This is a genomic window from Microbispora sp. H10885, assembly GCF_014161415.1.
Lineage (GTDB): Bacteria > Actinomycetota > Actinomycetes > Streptosporangiales > Streptosporangiaceae > Microbispora > Microbispora triticiradicis.
The window spans coordinates 65348-86883 of sequence record NZ_JABBWY010000005.1; the positions used below are offsets into that span (position 1 = coordinate 65348).

At 72.6% G+C, this 21536-nt stretch carries 16 protein-coding genes; 3 read left to right on the forward strand and 13 right to left on the reverse strand.

The genetic code is table 11. The features are described 5' to 3' along the window. Positions 1-4: 4 nt before the first annotated feature. The 11 genes from HHX37_RS14420 to HHX37_RS14470 all read right to left on the reverse strand — a co-directional run bounded on the left by HHX37_RS14420 (position 5) and on the right by HHX37_RS14470 (position 12201). Positions 5-619, reverse strand: a complete 615-nt coding sequence (locus tag HHX37_RS14420) for a LutC/YkgG family protein (protein WP_182885720.1) — start codon at positions 617-619, stop codon at positions 5-7. Next, the gene (locus HHX37_RS14425; protein WP_259406459.1) at positions 616-2070 is read right to left on the reverse strand and encodes a lactate utilization protein B; all 1455 of its coding nucleotides are present in this window, start codon (positions 2068-2070) and stop codon (positions 616-618) included. The genes HHX37_RS14420 and HHX37_RS14425 overlap by 4 nt, the downstream gene beginning before the upstream one ends. After that, positions 2067-2825, reverse strand: coding sequence for a (Fe-S)-binding protein (locus HHX37_RS14430; protein ID WP_182885721.1), 759 nt, complete (start codon positions 2823-2825; stop codon positions 2067-2069). Before HHX37_RS14430 ends, HHX37_RS14425 begins: the two co-directional genes overlap by 4 nt. Positions 2826-2971: 146 nt before the next feature. Next, the gene (locus HHX37_RS14435) at positions 2972-3844 is read right to left on the reverse strand and encodes an alpha/beta fold hydrolase (RefSeq protein ID WP_182885722.1); all 873 of its coding nucleotides are present in this window, start codon (positions 3842-3844) and stop codon (positions 2972-2974) included. A 113-nt stretch (positions 3845-3957) separates the two neighbouring features. Further along, positions 3958-5787, reverse strand: coding sequence for an asparagine synthase (glutamine-hydrolyzing) (gene asnB, locus HHX37_RS14440; RefSeq protein WP_182873726.1), 1830 nt, complete (start codon positions 5785-5787; stop codon positions 3958-3960). 30 nt (positions 5788-5817) lie between these two features. After that, entirely contained in the window at positions 5818-6957 is a 1140-nt protein-coding gene (locus tag HHX37_RS14445) for a potassium transporter TrkA (RefSeq protein WP_182885723.1), read from the reverse strand. Further along, entirely contained in the window at positions 6954-8180 is a 1227-nt protein-coding gene (locus tag HHX37_RS14450; RefSeq protein WP_182885724.1) for a hypothetical protein, read from the reverse strand. Before HHX37_RS14450 ends, HHX37_RS14445 begins: the two co-directional genes overlap by 4 nt. A gap of 26 nt (positions 8181-8206) precedes the next feature. Beyond that, positions 8207-9586 carry a DUF6002 family protein gene (locus HHX37_RS14455; RefSeq protein ID WP_182885725.1) on the reverse strand — a complete coding sequence of 460 codons (1380 nt, stop codon included), beginning with the start codon at positions 9584-9586 and terminating at the stop codon, positions 8207-8209. After that, complete coding sequence (gene panD, locus HHX37_RS14460; RefSeq protein WP_138461999.1) at positions 9583-10029, reverse strand: aspartate 1-decarboxylase; 447 nt, start codon at positions 10027-10029, stop codon at positions 9583-9585. The genes HHX37_RS14455 and panD overlap by 4 nt, the downstream gene beginning before the upstream one ends. Before the next feature lie 27 nt (positions 10030-10056). Then, positions 10057-10797 (reverse strand): TauD/TfdA dioxygenase family protein, encoded by a 741-nt coding sequence (locus HHX37_RS14465; protein ID WP_138462000.1) that lies wholly within the window; start codon positions 10795-10797, stop codon positions 10057-10059. 432 nt (positions 10798-11229) lie between these two features. Beyond that, complete coding sequence (locus HHX37_RS14470; protein ID WP_182881605.1) at positions 11230-12201, reverse strand: ArsR/SmtB family transcription factor; 972 nt, start codon at positions 12199-12201, stop codon at positions 11230-11232. 58 nt (positions 12202-12259) lie between these two features. Between HHX37_RS14470 and HHX37_RS14475 the strand changes: the two genes are divergently transcribed. Beyond that, a complete protein-coding gene (locus tag HHX37_RS14475) occupies positions 12260-13462 on the forward strand; it encodes an MFS transporter (RefSeq protein WP_182881604.1) in 1203 nt (400 codons plus the stop codon). Between the two features lie 45 nt (positions 13463-13507). On the opposite strand, the gene HHX37_RS14480 is transcribed toward HHX37_RS14475, so the two are convergent. Then, entirely contained in the window at positions 13508-14569 is a 1062-nt protein-coding gene (locus tag HHX37_RS14480) for an ArsR/SmtB family transcription factor (protein ID WP_182885726.1), read from the reverse strand. Between the two features lie 335 nt (positions 14570-14904). Between HHX37_RS14480 and HHX37_RS14485 the strand changes: the two genes are divergently transcribed. Both HHX37_RS14485 and HHX37_RS14490 read left to right on the forward strand, forming a co-directional pair. Then, on the forward strand, positions 14905-16263 hold the full coding sequence (locus HHX37_RS14485) for a hypothetical protein (protein ID WP_182873733.1): 1359 nt from the start codon (positions 14905-14907) through the stop codon (positions 16261-16263). Positions 16264-16297: 34 nt separating this feature from the next. Then, the gene (locus HHX37_RS14490) at positions 16298-16951 is read left to right on the forward strand and encodes a hypothetical protein (protein ID WP_182885727.1); all 654 of its coding nucleotides are present in this window, start codon (positions 16298-16300) and stop codon (positions 16949-16951) included. A 971-nt stretch (positions 16952-17922) separates the two neighbouring features. Here HHX37_RS14490 and HHX37_RS14495 read toward each other — a convergent pair. After that, positions 17923-21522: a DNA polymerase III subunit alpha gene (locus tag HHX37_RS14495; protein WP_182885728.1), complete on the reverse strand. Its 3600-nt coding sequence runs from the start codon at positions 21520-21522 to the stop codon at positions 17923-17925. Between the last annotated feature and the right edge of the window lie 14 nt (positions 21523-21536).

Consider the following 21536-nt stretch of genomic DNA (forward strand, 5'->3'; position numbering starts at 1 on the left):
CGCGTCAGGTGACGATCAGCACTTCTAGCGTACGAGGGCCGTGCACGCCCTCCACCCGGTTCAGCTCGATGTCGCTGGTGGCGGAGGGGCCGCTGATCCACGTCAGGGGCCGGACGGGGTCCAGCCTGGCGACCGCGTCCGGCACCCCGGCGACGATCTGGTCCGCCCGCACCACGCACAGGTGATAGTCGGGCACCAGCGACAGCGCCCGCCGCCCCTGGCCGGGCCCGGCGTCCAGCACGATCGTGCCGGTATCCGCCACGGCCACCGCGCACGTGGTCAGCACGCCGTCCAGCGCGTCGAGATCGGCGGCGGTCAGCGGCGGCTCGTCGGCCACGAGCTCGGCTTGGGCGGCGGCCGGCCACGCCGCGGGGAACCCCCCGGGCACGGCGACCCGCCGCGCCCCGCGTTCGGCGAGGGACCGCGCGACCCGCTCCGGCACGGCCGCCTCGGCCACGACGTGCACGACGGCGCGATAGTCGCGGAGCCGTTCCTCGAACAGCCGGATCTCACCCGGCGTCTCGGACGGGCCGCGATAGGCCCGCGGGATCTCGACGTCGGGCACGCCCGCGAGGGCGCCGCGCACCCGGGCGAGGATCAGGTCGCGGGAGCGGCTCATCGGCGGCCTCCGTCCGTGCGGTCCCACCAGTCGCGGAAGGACTCCCGGGGGATCTCGGGCAGGTCCCTGGTGTCCGTCCAGGCCGCCAGCGGCCCGGGGAGCCGCCGGGGCGCCAGGTTCCGCAGCCGTCCCCCGATCCGCTGCATCCGCGCCAGCCGTCCCGACCGCCGGAGCACCCAGCCGGCGGCGGCCATCCCGGCGCGTTCCGGCCAGGGATGCGGGCTCCGGGCACGCAGGTCGACCAGCACCGACGGGATGTCGATGGCCACCGGGCAGACGTCGTAACAGGCCCCGCACAGCGAGGAGGCGTAGGGCAGCGAGCGGTCCAGCTCGGAGCTCATGCCGCGCAGCTGCGGCGTGAGGATCGCCCCGATCGGCCCCGGGTAGACCGACCCGTACGCGTGGCCGCCCGTCCGCTCGTACACCGGGCAGACGTTCAGGCAGGCCGAGCAGCGGATGCAGCGCAGCGCCTGGCGTCCCACCTCGTCGGCGAGGACGCGGGTGCGGCCGTTGTCGAGCAGCACGAGATGGAACTCCTGGCCCTCCGTCGCGCCCGTCCACATCGAGGTGTACGGGTTCATCCGCTCGCCGGTCGAGCTGCGGGGCAGGAGCTGCAGGAAGACCTCCAGGTCGCGCCAGGACGGCAGCACCTTCTCGATGCCGACCACGCTGATCAGGGTGGTCGGCAGGGTGAGACACATCCGCCCGTTGCCCTCCGACTCCAGCACGACCAGGGTGCCGGTCTCGGCGACCGCGAAGTTGGCCCCCGAGATCGCCACCTTCGTCTTCAGGAAGCGCTCGCGCAGGTGCAGCCGGGCCGCCTCGGCAAGGGCCGCGGGGTCGTCGGTCAGGTCCTCCGGGGCGGGGCGGCCCCAGCCCGCCATGCGCCCGGCGAAGATCTCCCGGATCTCCGCGCGGTTGCGGTGGATCGCCGGGACGAGGATGTGCGAGGGCCGGTCGTCGCCGAGTTGCACGATGAGCTCGGCCAGGTCGGTCTCGTACGCCGTGATGCCGTGTTCGAGCAGCGCCTCGTTGAGGCCGATCTCCTGGGTGGCCATCGACTTGACCTTCACGACCTCGGTCTCGCCCGTGGCCTTCACCAGGCCCGCGACGATCTCGTTGGCCTCGGCCGCGTCGGCGGCCCAGTGCACGTGACCCCCGGCCGCCGTGACGGCCTCCTCCAACTGAAGCAGATACCGGTCGAGGTTGCGGAGGGTGTGCTCCTTGATCGCCCGCCCGGCGTCGCGCAGCGCGGCCCAGTCGGGCACCTCCGCGACCACGCTCGCCCGCCTGGCCCTGATCGTCCGGGTCGCCTTGCGGAGGTTGAACCGCAACTGCGAGTCGCGTACGGCTCTCGCGGCGTTCCGGGGGAAGGGCCGGGTCGCCGGCATCCCGAGGAAGGTGACGTTCACCGGGCTCACCGGGCGCTCACCGGGCTCACCGGACCTCATCGGGCGCCCACCGGACGCCCGGCGGCCCCCGCCGGCTCGGCCGCGCCGAGGATCTCGGCCAGATGCATCACCCGTACGCCCGACTTCTGCCGGGCGAGCATGCCGCCGATGTGCATGAGGCACGAGTTGTCGGCCGCGCACAGCACCTCGGCGCCGGTGTCGAGGACCGCCCGCACCTTGTCGGCGCACATCGCCGCCGACACGTCGGCGTTCTTCAGCGCGAAGGTGCCGCCGAAGCCGCAGCACTCCTCCGCGCCCGGCAGCGGCACCAGGTCCAGCCCCTTCACCTGGCGTAACAGGGTCAGCGGCCGGTCGCCGAGGTGGATGCCGCGCAGCGAGTGACAGGTCGGGTGGTAGGTGACCCGGTGCGGGAAGCTCGCCCCCACGTCGGTCACGCCCAGCACGTCGACGAGGAACTCGGTCAGCTCGTACGTCACGGCCACGACCCGATCCACCGCGTCCGCGAAGGGCCCGGAAGGCCCGGCCAGCTTCGGGTACTGCTCGCGGATCATCGCCGCGCACGAGCCGGAGGGCACGACCACCGCGTCGTAACCGCGCAGGACCGCCACGCTGCGCCGGGCCAGCCGTACCGCCTCGTCCCGGTAGCCGGTGTTGGCGTGCATCTGGCCGCAGCAGGTCTGGCCGCGCGGGAACTCGACGTCGACGCCGAGCCTGCGCAGCAGCGTCACGACCGCCCGCCCGGTGCCCGGGAAGAGCGTGTCGTTGACGCAGGTGACGAACAGGGCGACCCGCACGTGCCCTCCCGGCGTGTACGGCCGGACCGGGTTCGGACCGGATACGGTCAGACCATACCTCCTGGTCCGTATCCGGCCGCCCGGGGGCGGCCGGGGGACCAGCCGGACGGTCCGGCCGCCTCAGGCGCCCGTCCCGGTCCGCCGTCTCAGCCGGAGACCTCCCGCCACGCGGCGCGCAGCTCCCGGCTCAGGCGTTCCGGAGCGTCCTCGGCGATGTGGTGACCGCTGTCGACTCCCCTGCCGACGACCTCGGGCTCCACCCACTCCTGCCAGACACCGATGATGTCGTCGTAGAGGACGGGCAGGTCGTCGCGCGTTCCCCAGAGGACGAGGGTCGGGCACTTGACGCGGCGGCCCGCCTCCATGTCCGCGTCGTCGTGCCGCCGGTCCACGCCGAGCCCGGCCCGGTAGTCCTCGCACATCGCGTGGATCCTCTCGGGGTCGCTCAGCGACTCCTGCAGGTCCTCCCAGGACTCCTGCCCCAGTTGTTCGGGCCCTTCCTGGTACCAGAGGCTCAGGTTCGACCCGATGACGGTCTCCGGTTCCGGGCTGGGCTGGGCGCGGAAGAACCAGTGCCACCAGCGGGTGGCGAAGTTCGCGTCGCACCGCGCGAGCGCCGCGCCGATCGGCACGACGTCGAGCGCGGTCAGGTGCGTCACCGCGTGCGGATGGTCGAGGGCGAGCCGGGTCGCGACGTAGCCCCCGCGGTCGTGTCCGACGACGTGGAAGGTGTCGTGCCCGAGCGCGCGCATCAGTTCCAGGCAGTCGTTCGCCATGCTGCGCTTGGAATAGGACGAGTGGTCGGGGGTCGTGGCGGGCTTCGACGACTGGCCGTACCCCCGCAGGTCGGGGCAGACGAGCGTGTAGTCGGCGGCGAGCAGCGGGGCCACGCGGTGCCAGGTCATGTGCGTCCGGGGATGCCCGTGGACGAGAAGCACCGGCGGCCCCGAGCCGCCGTGCCGGACCCGCAGCGTCACCTCGGTCAGGTCGACTCGATCAAGCGTGAATCCATCGAACATACCGTGCTTACTTCCTTCCGGCGGGGCCGGCACACACGATGGCCGGGATGTTCCGGCATGCGGAACCGGGCGCTGCGCCACGCGGACGCCACGGGCGGCGGAGGCCGCCCCGCTCAGGCCAGCGTCACGCCGTACGCCCGCATCCAGGCGTCCACCTCGAGGATCGGCAGCAGCAGGTGGCTGGCGTTGAGCCAGGTCATGGTCTTGGACCCGGCCCGGGTGAGGTCCTCCACCCGCTGGGGATCGAACACGCCGAACAGTGGGGAGCTCCGATCGGTGAGGATCTTGTCGATCGACCGCATGACCTCGGCCTCGTAGGCGGGGTCGTGCGTCCCGGGATATCCGCTCTTCGCGCGGTCCAGCGTCGCCTGAGGCAGGATGTCGGCGAAGGCAAGCCGCAGCAGGCTCTTCCAGTGGCCGTCCGCGTTCTTCATCTCCCAGGGCACGTTCCAGACGTACTCGATCAGCCGGTGGTCGCAGTACGGCACCCGGACCTCCAGGCCGACCGCCATGCTCATCCGGTCCTTCCGGTCGAGGAGATAGGTGAGCGGGCCCTTCAGGCTGAAGTACATGACCTCGCGCATACGCGCGTTCAGGCCCGTCTCGCCGGGGAGGCGCGGAACCTCCGCCTTCAGCGTCAGGTAACGGTCGTGCTCCGCGTCCGCCGGCCGGACCCGGCGGTGCAGGTCCGGCGCGAAGCAGTCGGCCAGGCGCGGGGCGTCCCCGATCCAGGGGAAGCGGTCCCGCCGGACCAGGCGCTCGTCGTGGAACCACGGGTATCCGCCGAACACCTCGTCGGCGGCCTCCCCCGAAAGGGCCACGGTGGAGTGCCGCCGGATCTCCTTGAACAGCAGGTACATGGACGTGTCGAACTGTCCCAGCGACGGCAGGTCACGGGCGCGGCGCGCCGCGGGAAGGGCGCCGATGACGTCCGCGGTCTCCAGGACGATGTCATGGTGCCGGGTGCCGAGGTGACGGGCGGCCAGCCGGGCGTACGGGCCGTCGGGTTCGGGCCGCAGCTCCGTGGGCCTGAAGTCGCTGTCGTCGCCCGCGAACTCGACCGAGAAGGTGTTGAGAGGTCCCTCGCCGGCCTTGGTGAGGCTGCGGTGGGCCAGGGCGGACATGATGGTCGAGTCCAGCCCGCCGGAGAGCATGGCGGAGCGCGGCACGTCCGCGACGAGCTGCCGGTCGACGACGTCTTCGAAGAGCTCCCGCACGGTTCCCACGGTCGTCTTCAGGTCGTCGCGGTGCTCCCGGCTGACCAGGCGCCAGTAGGGGAACTCGCTGGCGCCGGCGCGCGAGAACCGGACGAGGTGTCCCGGGCGCACCTCCCGCAGTCCCCGCAGCGGGGTCTCGCCGGGCAGCGAGAGGCGGGCGTTGAAGAGGATCGGGAGGCTCTCCTCGCCCACGACGGGGGTGAAGAGCGGGCTGGCCATGATGCCCTTGGGCTCGGAGGCGAACAGCAGGCCGCCCGGATAGGCGTGGTAGTAGAGCGGCTTGACGCCGATGCGGTCGCGGGCGAGGAGAAGCTCCTCCCGGGAGGCGTCCCAGATCGCGAAGGCGAACATGCCGTTGAAGCGCTCGACGCAGCTCGCGCCCCATTCGAGGTAGGCGCGCAGGACCACCTCCGTGTCCGAGCGTGTCGTGAAGCGGTGGCCGCGGGCCATGAGCGTGCCGCGGAGCTCCTGGAAGTTGTAGACCTCGCCGCTGTAGACGAGCACGACCGGTTCGTCGTACGGCCCGTGGCGGGCGATGGCCGGCTGGGTGCCGCCCTCGAGGTCGATGATCGACAGCCGGCGGTGACCGAGCGCCGTGTGCGGGCCCGTCCACATGCCTTCGGCGTCGGGCCCGCGCAGGGACATGGTCCGGGTCATGCGCCGCAGCGCCGGCGTCTCCTGCCGCAGATCACGCGTGAAGTCGATCCATCCCACAATGCCGCACATCGGGTTTCCTTCCTGGGGTGAGCGAACTGATCAGCGGGCCGCAGCGTCCGGCCCTTCACCGGAGTGGTGGGACGGGAGGCCGCGCAGCCGGCGACGCAGCCGCAACTGCTCGGCACGGAGGTCGTCGAGGTCCCGCGGGCCGAAGGCGGCGGGGGCGTCGGGCCAGTGCCGCCGGAGCGCCCGCAGCGCGCGGGGAGTCGGACGGGCGGTGCCGTGCCGGTCCACCACGAGGCCGTCGAGTTCCGCGCGGGCGGTGTTCCACGCGACGGCCTCTCCTTCCGCCGTCTCCGGGGGGAGACGGAGACTCACGTCGCGGCCGGTGATCGTGACCGGGTAACCGCCGGGCAGCCCCCGGGGCCCGGGCACGTGCCCGGCGTAGCCGCGCTCCTCGTGGAGGACGGCGTCCAGCACCGCAGCGCCCTCCGCGGCTCCCATCTCGTTGAGATGTTCGCGGGGCCGTGCCCGGATCCGGCCGAGAATGTCGGCGACGTCGCCGAGTGACCGGTCGTCGAGCCAGGCGAGCGCCTCCTCGGCGGGGCTCGGCGGGGGGTGGAGATGTGCGTGGTGGGCGAGGAGCCTGAGCCGTGACGCCTCGCGTACGCCCAGATGGGCGCGGAGCGCCATGGCGAGGCTGGACACGTTGCCCAGGCCGCACAGCACGGGCACGCCCGCGGCGCACACCATGCCGTTGACCGCGTCGGGGAAGCAGGCGTTGATCACGGCCGTGTCCCCGCCGGCCTCCGCGCTCGCCCGCGCGCAGCGCAGGACCACGGCCGCCTGGAGCGGCAGGGTGACGCCGAACCCGGCGGCGCGTACCAGGTCCGTCCAGGCCGAGGGTGTGGACCGCATCTCCGCGGGGGACTGGTCCGAGGCGCAGAGCACGAGGGCCGCGGGCCGGACCCGGGCGAGGAGAGGACGGAGGTCGTCTCCCCCCGGCACGTCGAGCGCGTGGGGCGAGAACCCGACGGCGGTTCCCGCGAGTGCCGCGTGGGCGCCGGCGACGGCGCAGAGGTCACGGGCCCGGCCCAGGTCGCGGCTGACGACGTGGACGGTGGCCGGGCCGGACGCCAGGTGGGCGAACGACCGCACCAGGGCACCGGCGAAGGCGCCGGTGCCCATGACGACCACGCCGCGGGCGCCGGTCACTGCGCCGGTCGTGGTGCCGGTCATGGTGCCGTGCTTCCCGGCGGCGTCGGGCAGGACCCCAGGAACGCGTCCAGGTCGACGATCTCGGGTTCCGGGACTCCCGGGCACCGCGCGCTGACATCCAGCCGCGGTGGCCGCCGCGCGTCGGTGAAGTACACCGGGGTGAGGGTCTGCCGGTCGTCGATCCGCAGCAACGGGTTGGCGACGAGGAAGTCCCTGACCGCGGGGGTGTCGCGGCGTACGTAGATCCGCATCCGTTTCGTCGAGAAGTGGTTCGGCGGCAGTTCCAGGCGAGGCGCGAACTTGCGTTTCCACTGGAAGATGCCCTTGCTGACGAAGGCCTCGGTGCCGAAGAAGTCGACCCGTGGCACACGGTGGGCGCAGGCCCACAGCAGGAGCAGGTGATAGACGGCCTTGAAGGCACCACTCTGGTAGTGCTCGTCCCGGCCGTCCAGGACGCCGAGGAGGCGGGTGGTCAGGGTCCGTCTGTCCGCGGACCACTGGCACAGGACGCCGGCGACGCGGGTCCCCGCGCGGTCGGCGACGAAGAAGAGCGTGCCACGCGGGAGGATCGCGTGCCGGGCGACGGCGAGCCGCTCCGTACGGCTGCGGTCGCCGTGCCGGTGACCCATGGTCGGCACATGCATCCGGTGGTAGAAGAAGTCGAGCGCCCCGGGTGAGGAGTCCTCCTCCAGCCTCCAGTCGTGTTCCCGCTGGTTGCGGCGGAACTGCCACCGTTCACGCCGGGATATCCGCTGCTGGAGTTCCTCCTCGCCGTCCGGGATGTCGACCACGAGGTGGATGCGGAAGGGCGCCGTCAGACCGCCGAGCGAGGGCAGCGTGCTCATCCGCTGTTCCTCCGCGCCGATGACGACCAGGTCGGCGTCCGGCCAGCGGCCCGCCGCGACGTCCCGCCAGCCGGTCGAACCGGTGTCCCGGCCCGCCGTCTTCCAGCCCAGCTGGGCGCGCTGGTGCTCCATGAGTTGCAGGATGTTCGTCTGCCCGACGGGCAGGCCGGCGTAGGCGATGCCGGGGCCGTCGCCTTCGGCGTGGGAGAGGACGACCGGCACGGAGGAGGCCAGGGTGTCGGTCAGACGGCGGGCGGCCCGCCACACCGGCCGGGGCGTGTTGTTCCACGTGTAGGCGAGCCGGGCGAGCGCGGGCGTCAGGCCCGGCGCCCCGGGCGGGCTCGGGGTGGGCTCCGGGGGTACGGAGGCGGGTGCGGCATCGGTGATGTGGACGGGCATGGGTGTCTCCTGGGAGGACCGGGCCGTTACCGGGCGGCCGCCGCGTGGACGACGTCCCGCAGGTCGCCGAGGGAGCCGATCGAGGACAGGTGGTGGGCCTCGGGCGGCCGGTAGTCGCCGGTGTGGTAGGAGCCCGAGCCGTGGACGAGGACGTCCCGCAGGTCCAGCAGCCCGCGGTCGGCCGCGTTCAGGACGCCGGTGACCGCCATGATCAGCGACCATTCGCGGACCTGTCGCGGATCGGCCGGCAGGTCGACGCCCGCGGGTTCCAGCAGGCGCCGGATCGACGGGTAGCGGTCGAGGCACTCGGCCAGCGACACGACGATCCCGCCCCCGCCCTGGGTCTTGATGATCTCGTTCATGCGGGGCGAGGTGACCGGCGTACGGGTGTAGAACGTGGGGTCGAGGTCCTCGTCGGAGGCGTAGGCGACGCGCGGGAAGTGCGGGTCGGCGTGCTGCGTGAGCAGCCCGTCGTGTGACGTCCACTCGGGCCGGTAGCCGAACGTCCCGTGGTAGAGGCTGGCGACCATGTCGGGCGTGCCCAGGTGCTGGACGAGGAAGTATCGCGCGCCGGTCCCGGGCCACTCCCGGCCGGTGTGCCACTGCTGGCCGTAGAAGTGGCCCAGCAGGCCGAAAGCGCTCGACACGGAGTGCGCGTGCACCCGGGCCGCGGCCGGCAGGCGGTCGCGTTCGAACAGAGCGCGGGCGGCGTCCGCGACCGCGTAGTTGGCCAGGTCGAGCGAGTGCCAGAGCCGTACGCCGTGACGGTCGAAGACGGCGTGCGCCTCCTCGTCGGCGACCGCGCGCGCCAGCGTCTTGACCTGTCCCGCCTCGCCGGAGTCGAGGACGGCGAGGGGGTTGCGGCGGCGCGATTGAGGATCCTCGACGAGGGCGGAACGCCACAGCTTGTGGCGGGACGCCGAGGGCACGACGCAGACGATGCCGAGTTCGTCCTCGCCGGCCAGCCCGGTCTCGTGCGCCCGCTGGACCGCGTCCCGGAGCGCGGTGGCCTTGTTCGCGCTGGACGGAGTGATGATCATGACTGCTTCGCCGGTGCGCCGGATGTGCGCGACCGCCCGGGCGACGATCATCAGGGACGCGAAGGTCTTGGTCGTACGCGTCCGGGGGTTGTGCATCAGGTTCAGCAGAGTCAGCCGGGTGTCCCTGTACGGCTCCAGCTCGTGCGCGGTGATCAGGCTGGGCGCGAAGAACGCCTCGAGTTCGGGCGTGAGCGGGGGAAGGCTCCAGCCGGGGGTGAACGCGCCGCCGTCCGGCGCCCCGGACCGCGCGCGGGTCTCGGCGTGCGCGAGTATCCGCGACAGTTCGTCGTAGTAGCGGACCAGTGCGGGACGGGCCGCGGCGGGCGCGCTCGCGGACGCGACCGGGGCGGCGGCGGTGACGGTCATCGGGGGGATCCCTTCGCGAGCAGGTCGCCCCGGACGAGCCGGGACATTCCGGCCGCCGCGGCCGTCGCGGGCACCCGGGCCGGGTCGGGGCCGACGTCGACGGGCCTGTTGTCCCGGTCGACGAACACGATCCTCGGCTGCAGGAGACGCGCGGCCTCCTCGCCCACGGTCTTGTAGGCGATGATGATCACCAGGTCGCCCGGCGAGATGAGCCTGGCCGCCGCGCCGTTGATCCCGATGATCCCGCTGCCCCGCTCGCCCTCGATGACGTAGGTGCTCAGGCGGTTGCCGTTGTCGATGTCGACGATGTCCACCTTCTCGCCCGGCAGGAGGTCGGCGGCGTCGAGCAGGTCCCGGTCGAGTGTCAGGGAGCCGACGTAGTGCAGGTCGGCCTGGGTCACGGTGGCGCGGTGGATTTTGCTGTGCAGCATGGTCCGGTACACGTGGGGGCCCTTCGTCGGGTGGGGGGATCAGGCGGCGATCTGGATTCGGCGCAGGTGGCGGCTGCGGTCGCTGAAGGCGTTGCGCGCGTGCAGGAGCCGCCAGTTGTCCCACACGAGCATGTCGTTCCTGTGGTAGTGGATCGCCACGTGGTCGTCGTCGAACGCGGCCTTCCAGCGTTCCTGGATCTCGACGACCGGGTCGTGGTCGTCCCGCAGGAGGTTGTTGCAGCTGAATCGGACGATCAGTCCGTCCTCGGTGTCCTCGAGGATCGGGTGACGCGTCTTGAGGTCCAGGCCGAGGCGCTGCACCCCTTCGGTGGTCTTCCAGTCGTAGTCGGTGGCTTCGAGCATCTTGCGCTCCTCCTCCGACAGCGCGTCGACCCAGGGACGCGTGTCCGCGAGCGTGGTCTCCCCGCCCGGACCGCCGGCCGGCGTCACACACCACAGGGCGATGTAGCGCGGCGGCGCGATCGCGAAGTCGTAGCCCTCGGTGTGCGGGGTGAGGGGCCGCGTGTTGCCGGCGTGGTAGACGTCGTCCATGCCTGGCTCCGGCCGGACGTCCCCGACCACTGCTCCGGTGTAGTTCGGCACGAACGTCCCCTGCGCGCGGCAGAACCGCACGGGGTCGAACCGGTCGGGGACGTTGCACATGAGGACGTATCCGTGCTCGTCCATGAGCTGGCGGAACGTTCTCATCAGCAGTTCCTCGGCCAGCGGTTGCCCGTTGAAGTCGACCTGCGAAAGGATGCTGATCGGAGAATGCGACATTACTCCTCCTGGGCTTTTGCCGGACATGACGGCATGATTCGAACCACACAATTCGAGGGTGCCGGAGATCGCGCGGGCGAGATGCCGTAATAAAAGATCCACTGGGATCTACTTCCGTGGATCATCGAACGTTTTCCACCATAACAAATGAACTTTCGGCATTGTCAAGCGCTCGCAACAATTCACTTAAAGTGACGAACCGGCCGGGTTAATCGGGCCGACCATACGTGACAATGCCTGCGTATCGACGCCCGGACCCCGGCGGAGGACGTGACCCAAAGTAGTCTGTTTGCCGAAGGCAGGGCAGGGCAGACAGCACGCGCCACCTGAATCGCGCTTCTCTTTTCCCCTCTGAAAAGGGGTGGCCAGGCGGTTCTCCGCTGCGAAGAAAACCCCCGGAAAATGGCCGGCCAGGCCGGTCCGGGTGATTTCCTATTCCGCGGCTCCGGGCTCGACGAGAGCGTCTCCCAGGGGTGTCCTCCGATACAGGACGCTCCGGCCGTCGCGGGTTTTCGTCACCGCGCCGGCGTCGTACAGGACCGCCAGGTGATCGCCCACCCCGCCCGTGCTGAGGCCGAGCCTGCGGGAGAGCAGCGTGGTCGTGGACGGCTGGTCGAGGGCGCGGAGGAGGGCGGCCCGGGTCTGGCCGATCAGGCGGTCGGCGCCGTCCGTCGCGACCCGGCCGCCGCCCCAGAGCCGCCCGGCGCCGCGGGCCGGGTAGATCAGCGCACAGGCCTCCGGAGGAGCCGTGGCCAGCCATCGTCCGCCGAGTGTGCAGGGCACCAGGGTCAGGCCCGCGCCGTCGAGCGCAAGGTCGGGTCCGCTGATACCGGCGATCTCGAGGCGGTCGCTGGTGAGCCAGCGGACCCCGAGGTTCATCCCGGACAGGGCTCCCGACCAGCCGTGCGTGGTCAGCAGGCCCGTACGGTAGAGCACGTCCTGCTCGGCGATCGCCTGGAGGCGGGGCCACATCGGCTCGACCAGTTCGCTCCAGACGGAGAGCAGGCTGCCGGCGACGCGCTCCGCGACTCCCGAGCCGGCGAGGCCCTCACCCAGTGGACGGCCGCCGCTGCTCACCTCCAGGTCGTGCCGGGCCCGCGCGTCCGGGGTCTCGGCGATGCGGGTCAGTTCCCGGGTGACGGTCGTCCGCAGGTCCGGCGGCGGCGCGCAGATGAAGTCGGGCAGCCAGGAGGTGGTCGCCACGAGCTCGGCTATGGCGGCGACGGTGGGATCGCGGCGGCAGAGACCGGCGTAGACGGCGCGGCCGTACTCGCGCCAGGGACGCAGTTCCACCGGGCGCCTGCGGCCCGCGAGAATCTGCAGCGCCGCGATGGTCTCGCCGATCGGCGACAGCGCGAATCGAATTCCCACCAGATCGTCCGCCGAGACGCGGAGCACGACCATGTTTCGCCTCCAGGCGTAAAGATGGCCCGCATAATCAGGCCTGCCGCATGATGTCGACGTGGTGAGTTATGGTGACGTGCTGAAGGTGCCCGAATTCCGGGCGCTTTTCTGCGGGCACAGCCTGACGATCGCCGGAAAGACCATGCAGCAGCTGGCTCTGGCGTCGCTCGTCTTCGCGGCGACCCGCTCGCCTCTCCTGTCGGCGGTCGCCTTTCTGGCCGGGTTGTTGCCGCAGGCGATCGTCGCCCTGACGGTGATGTCCCTGGCCGACCGGCTTCCGCCTCGCCTCGCCCTCACGGTCTGGGAGGCCGTCAGGGCGGTGACGCTGTGCGGCCTGGCCTTCGGCGTGCTCCCGGTCTGGGCCGTGCTGCTGACGATCCTGCTCCTCGGCTCCGGCGACGCCGTCGCCGTCGCCGTCCGGCAGGCCCTCCTCACCGACGTCCTCGGCCGGGAGCAGTACGTGCCGGGCCGGGCGCTGCTGAACGTCGTCGTCGGCGTGATGCAGATACTCGGATTCGCCGCCGGCGGCATCCTGGTCACCTCCGTCGGTGTCTCGGGAGCTCTCTGGGTCGCGGCCCTCGCCGCGCTGGGCGCCGCCGCGGTGAGCTGGTCCGGGCTGCGGCCGAGGCCCTCGCGCGGCCCCGCCGGAGGCGCCGTGCGAGCCACGTGGGCGGGCAACCGGACGCTCTTCGCGGACCGGCGCACCCGCGGCCTGCTCCTGGCGCACTGGCTGCCCAACGGTCTCGTCGTCGGCGCCGAGGCGCTCTACGTGCCGTACGCCGGGGACATGGCCGGCGCGCTGTTCGTGGCGGCGGGGGCCGGCATGCTCCTCGGCGACGTCGTCGTCGGGCGTCTCACGCCGGAGCTCAGAGGCCGGCTGATCCTGCCCCTGTCCCTTCTGCTCGCGGTGCCCTATCTGGCGTTCCTCGTGATCCCTCCCGGGCCGGGCGCCCTGGTCGCGGTCGCCGTGGCGTCGTTCGGGTTCGGCTCCACGCTCGGCGTTCAGGAACGGCTCGTGCTGGCCATGCCCGAGCGGCTGTGCGGGCAGGGCCTCGGCCTGGCCATGAGCGGCATGATGACGATGCAGGCGGTCGCCGCGTCCCTGACGGGGACGGCGGCCGAGCTCACGAGCACGGGCACCGCCATGGCCCTGGCCGGCGCCGGTTCCCTGGTGCTGACGCTCGCCCTGATCGCGCACGTCGGGCCACGCTGGCGCGCCGCCCGGGGCGGCGCCGTACCGGATCTCAACCCGGCGGTCTGAGTGGTCCGCCGGGTTCAGGCTGCGGGACGCGCGCATCGGGGAGCTTCACCCGGCGCCCGACACGGAGTCGACGAGGGCGCGGCCCAGCGGCGTGGCGACGTACAGCACCTCGTTGGCCCGGCGGCGGCTGCCCACCAGGCCGGCGTCGCGGAGGACCGACAGGTGCCTGCTGACCGTGCCGGGCGCCAGGTCGTGGCGGCGGGCGACCTCCGTGGTCGTGTACGGACTGTGGAGTTCGGCGAGGATCGCCGCGCGGGTGCCGCCGAGAAGGTTCCTGAGGGCCCGCCGGCCGTTCACGCCCTCGCCCGGCCCGCTGCGCAGGCCCAGCGCCAGATCACGTGCGGACGTCCCCATGGGATGCACCAGGAGGGGCCGGTCGGCGTCCGGCAACAGGATCTCGCTGCGCTCGCAGAATACGGACGGGACCACGACGAGGCCGCCGCCGTCCCGGAGCCGCGGACCGGCCTCCCCGTCACCCTCGACCCACAGCCTCGGCCGTCTCCACGCGAGGCCGTGCCCCAGGGACCGCAGCAGTTCGTCCGGGCCGCCGCTGAGCAGCGCCCGCGCGTGGACGGCCCGCTCCGACTCGACGGCCGCCCTGAAGCGGTTCCAGTACGGCGCGATCACCGTCTCGCAGTACCAGAGCAGCGCGGACACCACGGGTTGTGCGGGAACGGACTCAGGCGGTGCCGTCGGCCGGCGGGTTCCGTGGCCGGAGACCCCGGCGCCGGCCTCGGCACCGGCGTCCGCGCCGGCCTCGGCGCGGAGCGTGAGGGGATCGTGCTTTCCGACCGCCCACGAGACCACGCGCACCTGGTCGGCCAGGGTGCCCGCGCCGCCGATCACGCGCCGTACGATCCTCAGCGCGCCGTGTTCGAACGCGCCGTGTCCGATCGCGCCGTGTTCCGTCGTCCCGTGTCCGACGGCCCTGCCGCCGCCGTGGCCGAGCCTCAGCCGGGCGCGGGTCCGCGACCGCCACCTCGCGTACGAGCCGGCGGAACGCCTGTCGAGGATCTGGAGGCTGAGCGACACTTCGAGCGCCAGCGACGGCATGGACGCCACACTTATCCGGGAAAGATCGGTCTCGCTGAGGGTGATGCCGCCCAACTCTCCTCCACTCTCGCGCGACGCCGGAGCCTCGCGGATACCCAGAGCCGTTTCCCGGAAATCGCCCGGCCAATCCCCTCATAACAAGTCCGAAGATTCGCCTGTGCGCGAATAGCGGCAGAGGCGGGCCGACCATCAGGGACTTTTCCCCACCGCCGAATCTCATTGCCAGGCGGCCGCGGCGCTCCTAGCGTCGGCATGGCGAACCCGGAACCACAGGTGTTCGCCCCGTTCGTTTCCGAGTCGCGGAATGCGGGTTCGCGTTCGGTTTGCCAGGGGGCGTCCGGCCATGCCCTCGCGTCACAGGGAGGACCGGTGGGCGGCTCGTGAACACCATGAACGGATCGGCGGAGCGGACGCGGCCGCACGACTGGTTCGGCGACCGGCAGACGATCCGCCCGCGGGGCCTGCGCCCCCGGCAGATCCGCGACCTGGTCCGCTACTACATGGCGGACACGCACCTCATGCCGACCTCGGTGCTGCCCCTCTCGCCCATCGTCATCCCGCGCCGCTCCTACGCCGAGGTCTTCCGCGCCGGCCGCGTGCTGCTCGACCTCCTGCGCCGCACCGTTCTCGGGCTCGCGCCGACGCTGCGGGGCAGGCTCGACGGGCTCGGCACGAGCGCCGCGGACTATCCCCTCGTGGTCGGCGACCCGTTCGTCGAAGAGGAGTTCGCCGCCGCCATGGCGAGGCCGGACGTCATCATCGGCGCCGACGGGCCGCGCTTCATCGAGTTCAACCCCTGCGGCACCCCCGGCGGCGTCATCGAGACCCATTCCTGGCTGAGGGCCTGGCGGGCCGCCTACCACCGGTACGGCACGGCGCCCTTCCGCAGTTCCGACCCCGTGCACGCCCGGGCGGACTTCGTCGCCGACGCCTGCGACCGTCTCGGCGTGGAGCCGAGGGCCGCCTGGGTGACCAGCATGCGGGATCTGCCGAGCCGGATCGCGGTCAAGTACTTCCACCTCGAACTCGAACGCCTGCACCACCGGGGGATCTCCGCCGAGCTGTTCACCCCCGAGGACCTGCCGCACGGACTGATGGACGGCGACCGCCTGGCGTTCCCGATCGGGGTCCGCTGCTTCACGGTGCCGGAGTGGCGGGAACTCGGCATCGACATCGAGCCGGTGCGCCAGGCTCTGGACGCCGGCTGCCTGCTGCTGCCCACGCAGACGTGCGGGCTGCTCGACAACAAGAAGGCGCTCGGCCTCCTCTCCGAGGGGCAGCCCTGGATGAGCGCGGCCGAACGCGCCTTCGTCGAGCGCTACGTGCCGTGGACCCGGATCGTGGCCGACCGAGCCGTCGACTGGCGTGGCGAGCGGGTAGACCTGGTCAAGCACCTGGAGGCCGGCCAGCGGGCGATGGTGCTGAAGCGCGGCATCGGCATGAAGGGCGAGGCCGTCCTCGTGGGCCGGGGATGCACCGCCGCGACCTGGCGGCGCGCCTTGGACGAGGCCGTACGGCTCGGCGACAGCGTCGCGCAGGAGTACGTCGAGCCCGTCGCCTGCGAGGTCGACCTGAGCTGGAGCGACAACGACGCCGGCGTCGTCGAGACCTACCCCGTCCTCGGCCCCTTCCTTTTCGGCGACCGTCCCGGCGGGCTCTGGGCCCGGTTCCTGACCGAGGGAAACGAGGGCGTCTTCACCCGATCCGTCTACGGTTCCTGCGAGAACGTCGTGGTGGCCGCGGCCTGAGGCCCGAAACCGCGAGGACCGCCCGATTCTCCTCGTGAACGATTCCCCGAACTCGGTCGTTTTCCCGGAAAACAGGCGGATCGATGCTGCGAGGGAATGGATGGATCTGCTCGGCGCCGCCACTTTGGCGGTCTCTCTGCTCGCGCTCGCCGTGTCCGTCGCGACGGCGCTGCGGCAGATACGGATAATGCACCACACGAACCAGCTCCCCGTTCTGGTCGAACTGTTTCAAGAATTCCGGTCATCGGAGTTCCAGCTCGCCGAGCGGTACGTCGTCCAGCGGCTGCGGGACGAGCACGATCCGGGAACGGGCTGCATGCTGCTGCCCGAGGAGGCCTTTCTCGCCGTCACGAAGGTCGTCGGCTTCTACAGCGGATGCGGCGCCTTCATGGCGCGGAAGATGGCGGACGAGGGGCTGGTCGTCCCGCTTCTCGGCTATCGGGCGAGCAGGGCGTGGGACGCGCTGGAGCCGTTCATCAGGAGGGAACGGGAAATCCGGGAGTCGAGCGACCGCTATGCCAGTGTTTCGAGGATTTCGTGTGGCGGGTCCGGCGGCACACGTCGCTGGAGAAGGCCTACGGTCTCCGCCTCAGAACGCTCCCGTCGACCCCGGCCCAGGATGTTCCGCCCCCGGAACCGCAAACGACGTAACCCTCCCTTATCGGCGAGCGGGGCGGGGCCTGATTAGGGGCGTCGCGGACGGGATAAGAGTGAGGAAGGTCACAGCGGCGCCGAGGGGAGAACCTAGATGCGGTCCACGTCGTCACCGGTGAGCCGGGCGGCCGCGGGCGTGTACGCGGGCCTCGCCGCCCAGGTCGTCTCGCTGGCCGCGCTGGCGGTGTTCGAGCAGGCCAGGGGCAGGCGGCTGGCCGCCCAGATCGCGGCCTTCGGCGGCGACCCCGCCTCCCCCGCCGCACGGGCCGTCAGCGGCGCGGCGACGGCGTTCGCCGTGCTCGTCCTGGTGCTGCTGACCGCCACCGTGGCGGCCGCGTTCGCCTATCTGGCCTGGCTGCGTCTCGTACGGCCGGCCACCCCGCCCGCGGTGCTCGCGGTGGCCTGCCTCGTGCCCGGGATCAACCTGGTGATGCCGCCGATCCTGGCCGACCTGGCGTGGCGTGAGACGCCGGCGCCCGGGCGCAGGGGTCCGGGACACGCGCGGCGCGCCGACGGGGACGACCGCGATCCCGCCTACGGCGCGACTACCGGGGCGCCCGGCGCTCCGGGCGACGGGCCCGGCCGCGTCCGGTGGCGGGCGACGCTCGCCTGCTGGTGGCTGAGCTGGCTGGCCGCGCTCGGCCTGGTGTTCGCCGGCCCGGCGCGGGACGGGCTGACCGGCCTCGGCCTGCCGCAGGTCGCCGCGGTGACCGTCGCGGCGATCCTCTGCGGCGCCGCCGTCCGCGAGGTCACCGACCGGCACGCGGGCGTGGCCGACCGCGGGCGCGACAGGCGGGGCGCCGCCCGCCCGCCGGCCCGCCTCAAGCAGACCGGAGCGCTCTTCGAAGCGCCCGGCGGAGCGACCGGCACGCCGAGCGGCCCGGTGCGCATCGCGGCGGACGGCGCCATGGACAGCGCCATGGACAGCGCCATGGACAGTGCCATGGAGGGCGCGATGAAGGGCGCCGGCGCGCGGCGCGCCGCAGCAGGTGACGGCACGGCCCGTCAGCGGCCGGGCGGGGGCCCCGAACTGCCGGAGCTGGCGTGCCAGAGCCGCCGCTGGGGCTCTCCCGGATGGCCGGGGAGCCGTCCCTCCCGCGCGGCGGGCGGGGCCCCGTTGTCGGAGTAGGGCGACACCCGGAAGCCGTTGCCGTACTCGATGGGCCGCCCGCCCACTCCGGCGCCCGGCACGGGCACCTCGCCGAGCACGGCGCGTACGGCGTCGAGCCCCCGGGTGCGCCACACGTGGTCGAGGTCGGCGAGGTTCCAGCAGTGCACGGCGCGCAGCGAGACGGCCCTGATCCCGGTGCGCCGCACCACTCCCCGGGCGGCCAGCAGCCACGAACCGAACACCGTCGCGGCCGTGTGCGCCTGCACCGACTCGAAGAAGGTCAGGTCGATCGGGCCGGTGGAGTCGTCCAGGGTGGTGAAGATGACCCGCTGCCCCGAGCGCACCGCGGGCGTCTGGGTGGCGACCTTGACCCCCGCGACCAGGATCTCCGCGCCGTTGCGCTGCCGCAGCAGGTCGGCGGACCTCGTCACGCCGAGCGCGTCGAGCAGGTCGTGGTAGAAGTCCATGACGTGGTGGCTGACGTCCATGCCGAGGATCGCCAGCTCGGCCTCGACGGCCTCGGCCTCGGTCATCTCCGGCAATTCGCCGGGCGCGACCCGCTCGGTGAACCCCATCGGCAGCTGCCCCGCCGCGCCGGCGGCGCCGCGGTCGAGCGCGCCGACCTGGGCGATCAGGTCGCGCCTGGTCAGCCGTCCGGGACGCCAGCGCGGCTCCCCCGGCCGCAGGCCGTGCAGCGCGTCGAACCCGCCGACCTCCACGATCCGCTCGGCGACCGGCCGTGAGGGCCGGGCCCGCTCCCAGAAGTCCGCGAGCGAGGTGTACGGCCGGCCGGCGACCATGCGGTCCACCTCGGCCTCGCTCACCCCCCGTACGGCCGAGAACGGCACCCGCAGGCCGTACCCGCGGCCGAACCCCCCGGGCCCGTCCTCCACCGGACCCGTACGCTCGACCAGCCAGGTCTTCCCGGAGTGGTTGACGTCGAGGGGCAGGACGTCCACGCCGCACTGGCGGGCCTCGTCGAGGATCACCCGGCTCGGGTACATGCCGGGGTCGTGGGTGAGCACGCCCGCGAGGAACGCGGCGGTGTGGTGCCGCTTGAGCCAGGCCGACTGGTAGGTGGGCAGCGCGAACGCCGCCGCGTGCGCCTTGCAGAACCCGAACCCGCCGAACGCGTCGAGCACCCTCCACGCCCGCTCGACGACGTCGGGGGCGTACCCCCTCTCCCGGGCGAGCGGCACGAACCACGCCCGCACGGCCTCGCGGCCCTCCGGCGTCCCGAGGGCGCGGCGGGCCCGGTCCGCCTCGGCCAGCCCCGCCCCGGTCATGACGTCGATGACCTTCATGACCTGCTCGTGGAAGACGACCACCCCGTTGGTCTCCCGGAGCGCCTCGCGCAGCGACTCGTGCGGATAACGCGCCTCCCGGAAACCGTGCCGGGTCTCCAGGTACGGCGTGACCATGTCGGAGTTGACCGGTCCCGGGCGGAACAGCGAGATGTCCACGATCAGGTCGTGCATGGTGCGCGGCTCCAGCTTGGCGACCAGCTCGCGCTGCCCCGGCGACTCGATCTGGAAGCACCCGATCGTACGGCTGAGGCGGATCATGTCGTAGGTGTCGCGGTCGTCGCGGGGAACGGCCTCCAGGTCGATCCGCCGGCCCTCCACCCGCTCGACCTCCTGGAGGGCGTAGGCGAGCGCCGACTGCATGCGCACGCCGAGCACGTCGAGCTTGAGCAGGCCGGCGTCCTCGACGTCGTCCTTGTCGAACTGCGACATGGGGAACTCCAGCAGGCTGCGCTCGACCGGGGTGCGGTCGCGCAGCGTGGAGTTGCCGATCAGCACGCCGCAGGGGTGCAGCGCGATGTGCCGGGGCAGCCCGTCGAGCCGCTCGGCCAGCCGGAACACGGCCTGGAGCGACCGGTCGTTCAGCCCGCTGTCCCGCAACTCGGGCAGGTCGGACAGCGCGGCCCTGATCTGCCTGGCCCGCACCTGCGGGAACGCCTTGGCGATGACGTCGATCTCGTGCGGCGGCAGGCCCATGGCCGCCCCGACGTCCCTGATCGCGCTGCGGGCGCGGTAGGTCTCCATCATCGACACGCAGGCCACCCGGTCCTCGCCGTACCGGCCGAGGATCGCCCGGTAGCAGTCGAGGCGGCGGGCGGACTCCACGTCGAGGTCGATGTCGGGCAGGCCCGGACGGCCCTCGGACAGGAAGCGCTCCATCAGCAGGCCGTGTTCGAGCGGGTTCACCTCGCCGACGCCGATCAGGTAGTTGACCAGGCTGCCGGCCCCCGAACCGCGGATCGCGCACCGCACGCCCATCGCCCGGATCATGTCGGTGATGCCGACGACCGCGGTGAAGTATCCCGACAGCCGCTTCCGCTCGATGATCCCCAGCTCGGCCGCCAGGCGGTCGCGGGCCTCCGCCGAGCGGTCCAGGCCCCGCCGGGCCAGCCCCTCCTCGCACCGGCGGCGCAGCAGGGGGACCGGGTCCTCGCCGACCTCCGGCAGGTGCAGCCGGGGCCGTTCGGGTTCGAGCATGGGCACGATCTCGACGGGGTCGAGCACGCACCGCTCGGCCACCCGTCGCGTCTCGGCCAGCAGCCGCCCGGCCCGGCCGGGGTCGCCGCCGCAGATCCGCGCGGCCACCCGCGCCATCTCCGCGCCGTCCTTCAGGTACGCATGGGCCGTGGGGTCGTCGATGTGCCGCCCGTCGAGGGACACGAGCTTGCGCGCCGCGTCGAGCACGTTGCCGACCTGGTGATCGGCGGCGTCCAGGTAGCGGACCGCGTTGGTCAGCACGACCGGCACGCCCATCGAGTCGGCCAGCCCGATCATGCGGGCGGCGACGTTCGCGTCGCGGTAGCCGTACAGGTCGGAGACCTCGACGACCAGATCGGGGAGCACCGCGCGCCAGGCGGTCAGCAGGGCGCGGGCCTGGTCGTCGCGCCGTTCGGCCACCGCGCGGCCGAAGCCGGAGCGGGGCCCGAGCAGCACGGTCAGGCGCGGCCCGCCGTCCGGGCCGGTCGCGTGCTCGGCGATCATCCCCGGCGTGACGTACGGCTCGCCGCGCTCCCCCGCCCCGTGCGCGGTGGTGACGAGACGGCACAGCGAGGCCCAGCCGTCGGTGCGCGCGAGCACGACGACCCGCGCCGGCTCGCCCGGTGTCCTCCGTACGGCCCGCCGGCCCGGCGCCGGGAACAGCCCTTCACTTGGGAACGACCCTCCGCCCGGGAACGACCCTTCGGCCGCGAACGGGCCTTCGGCGGCGGGCGGGGCGGAGCCGCCCGCCGCCGGCGGGCCCGCGCCGAGAGCGAGGTCCACTCCGGCGATCGGGCGGACGCCCCGCTCGTGACACGCCCTGACGTGCTTGATCGCGCCGTAGAGGCCGTCTCGGTCGGTCAGCGCCAGCGTGTCCGTGCCCTGCTCGGCGGCCCGCCGGACGAGGGCGTCCGGGAACGCGGTGCCGTACCTCAGGGAGAAGGCCGACGCCACGTGCAGGTGAGCGAAGGGCCGCTCCTGGAGCGTTCCCATCGATCCCAGGCCCA

What these genes read in the sequence shown, in the direction of transcription:
- HHX37_RS14420 (WP_182885720.1), bottom strand. Translation starts at nt 619, where the DNA reads ATGAGCCGCTCCCGCGACCTGATCCTCGCCCGGGTGCGCGGCGCCCTC.
- HHX37_RS14425 (WP_259406459.1), bottom strand. Translation starts at nt 2,070, where the DNA reads ATGAGGTCCGGTGAGCCCGGTGAGCGCCCGGTGAGCCCGGTGAACGTC.
- HHX37_RS14435 (WP_182885722.1), bottom strand. Translation starts at nt 3,844, where the DNA reads ATGTTCGATGGATTCACGCTTGATCGAGTCGACCTGACCGAGGTGACG.
- asnB (WP_182873726.1), bottom strand. Translation starts at nt 5,787, where the DNA reads ATGTGCGGCATTGTGGGATGGATCGACTTCACGCGTGATCTGCGGCAG.
- HHX37_RS14445 (WP_182885723.1), bottom strand. Translation starts at nt 6,957, where the DNA reads ATGACCGGCACCACGACCGGCGCAGTGACCGGCGCCCGCGGCGTGGTC.
- HHX37_RS14450 (WP_182885724.1), bottom strand. Translation starts at nt 8,180, where the DNA reads ATGCCCGTCCACATCACCGATGCCGCACCCGCCTCCGTACCCCCGGAG.
- HHX37_RS14455 (WP_182885725.1), bottom strand. Translation starts at nt 9,586, where the DNA reads ATGACCGTCACCGCCGCCGCCCCGGTCGCGTCCGCGAGCGCGCCCGCC.
- HHX37_RS14465 (WP_138462000.1), bottom strand. Translation starts at nt 10,797, where the DNA reads ATGTCGCATTCTCCGATCAGCATCCTTTCGCAGGTCGACTTCAACGGG.
- HHX37_RS14470 (WP_182881605.1), bottom strand. Translation starts at nt 12,201, where the DNA reads ATGGTCGTGCTCCGCGTCTCGGCGGACGATCTGGTGGGAATTCGATTC.
- HHX37_RS14485 (WP_182873733.1), top strand. Translation starts at nt 14,905, where the DNA reads ATGAACGGATCGGCGGAGCGGACGCGGCCGCACGACTGGTTCGGCGAC.
- HHX37_RS14495 (WP_182885728.1), bottom strand. Translation starts at nt 21,522, where the DNA reads ATGGGAACGCTCCAGGAGCGGCCCTTCGCTCACCTGCACGTGGCGTCG.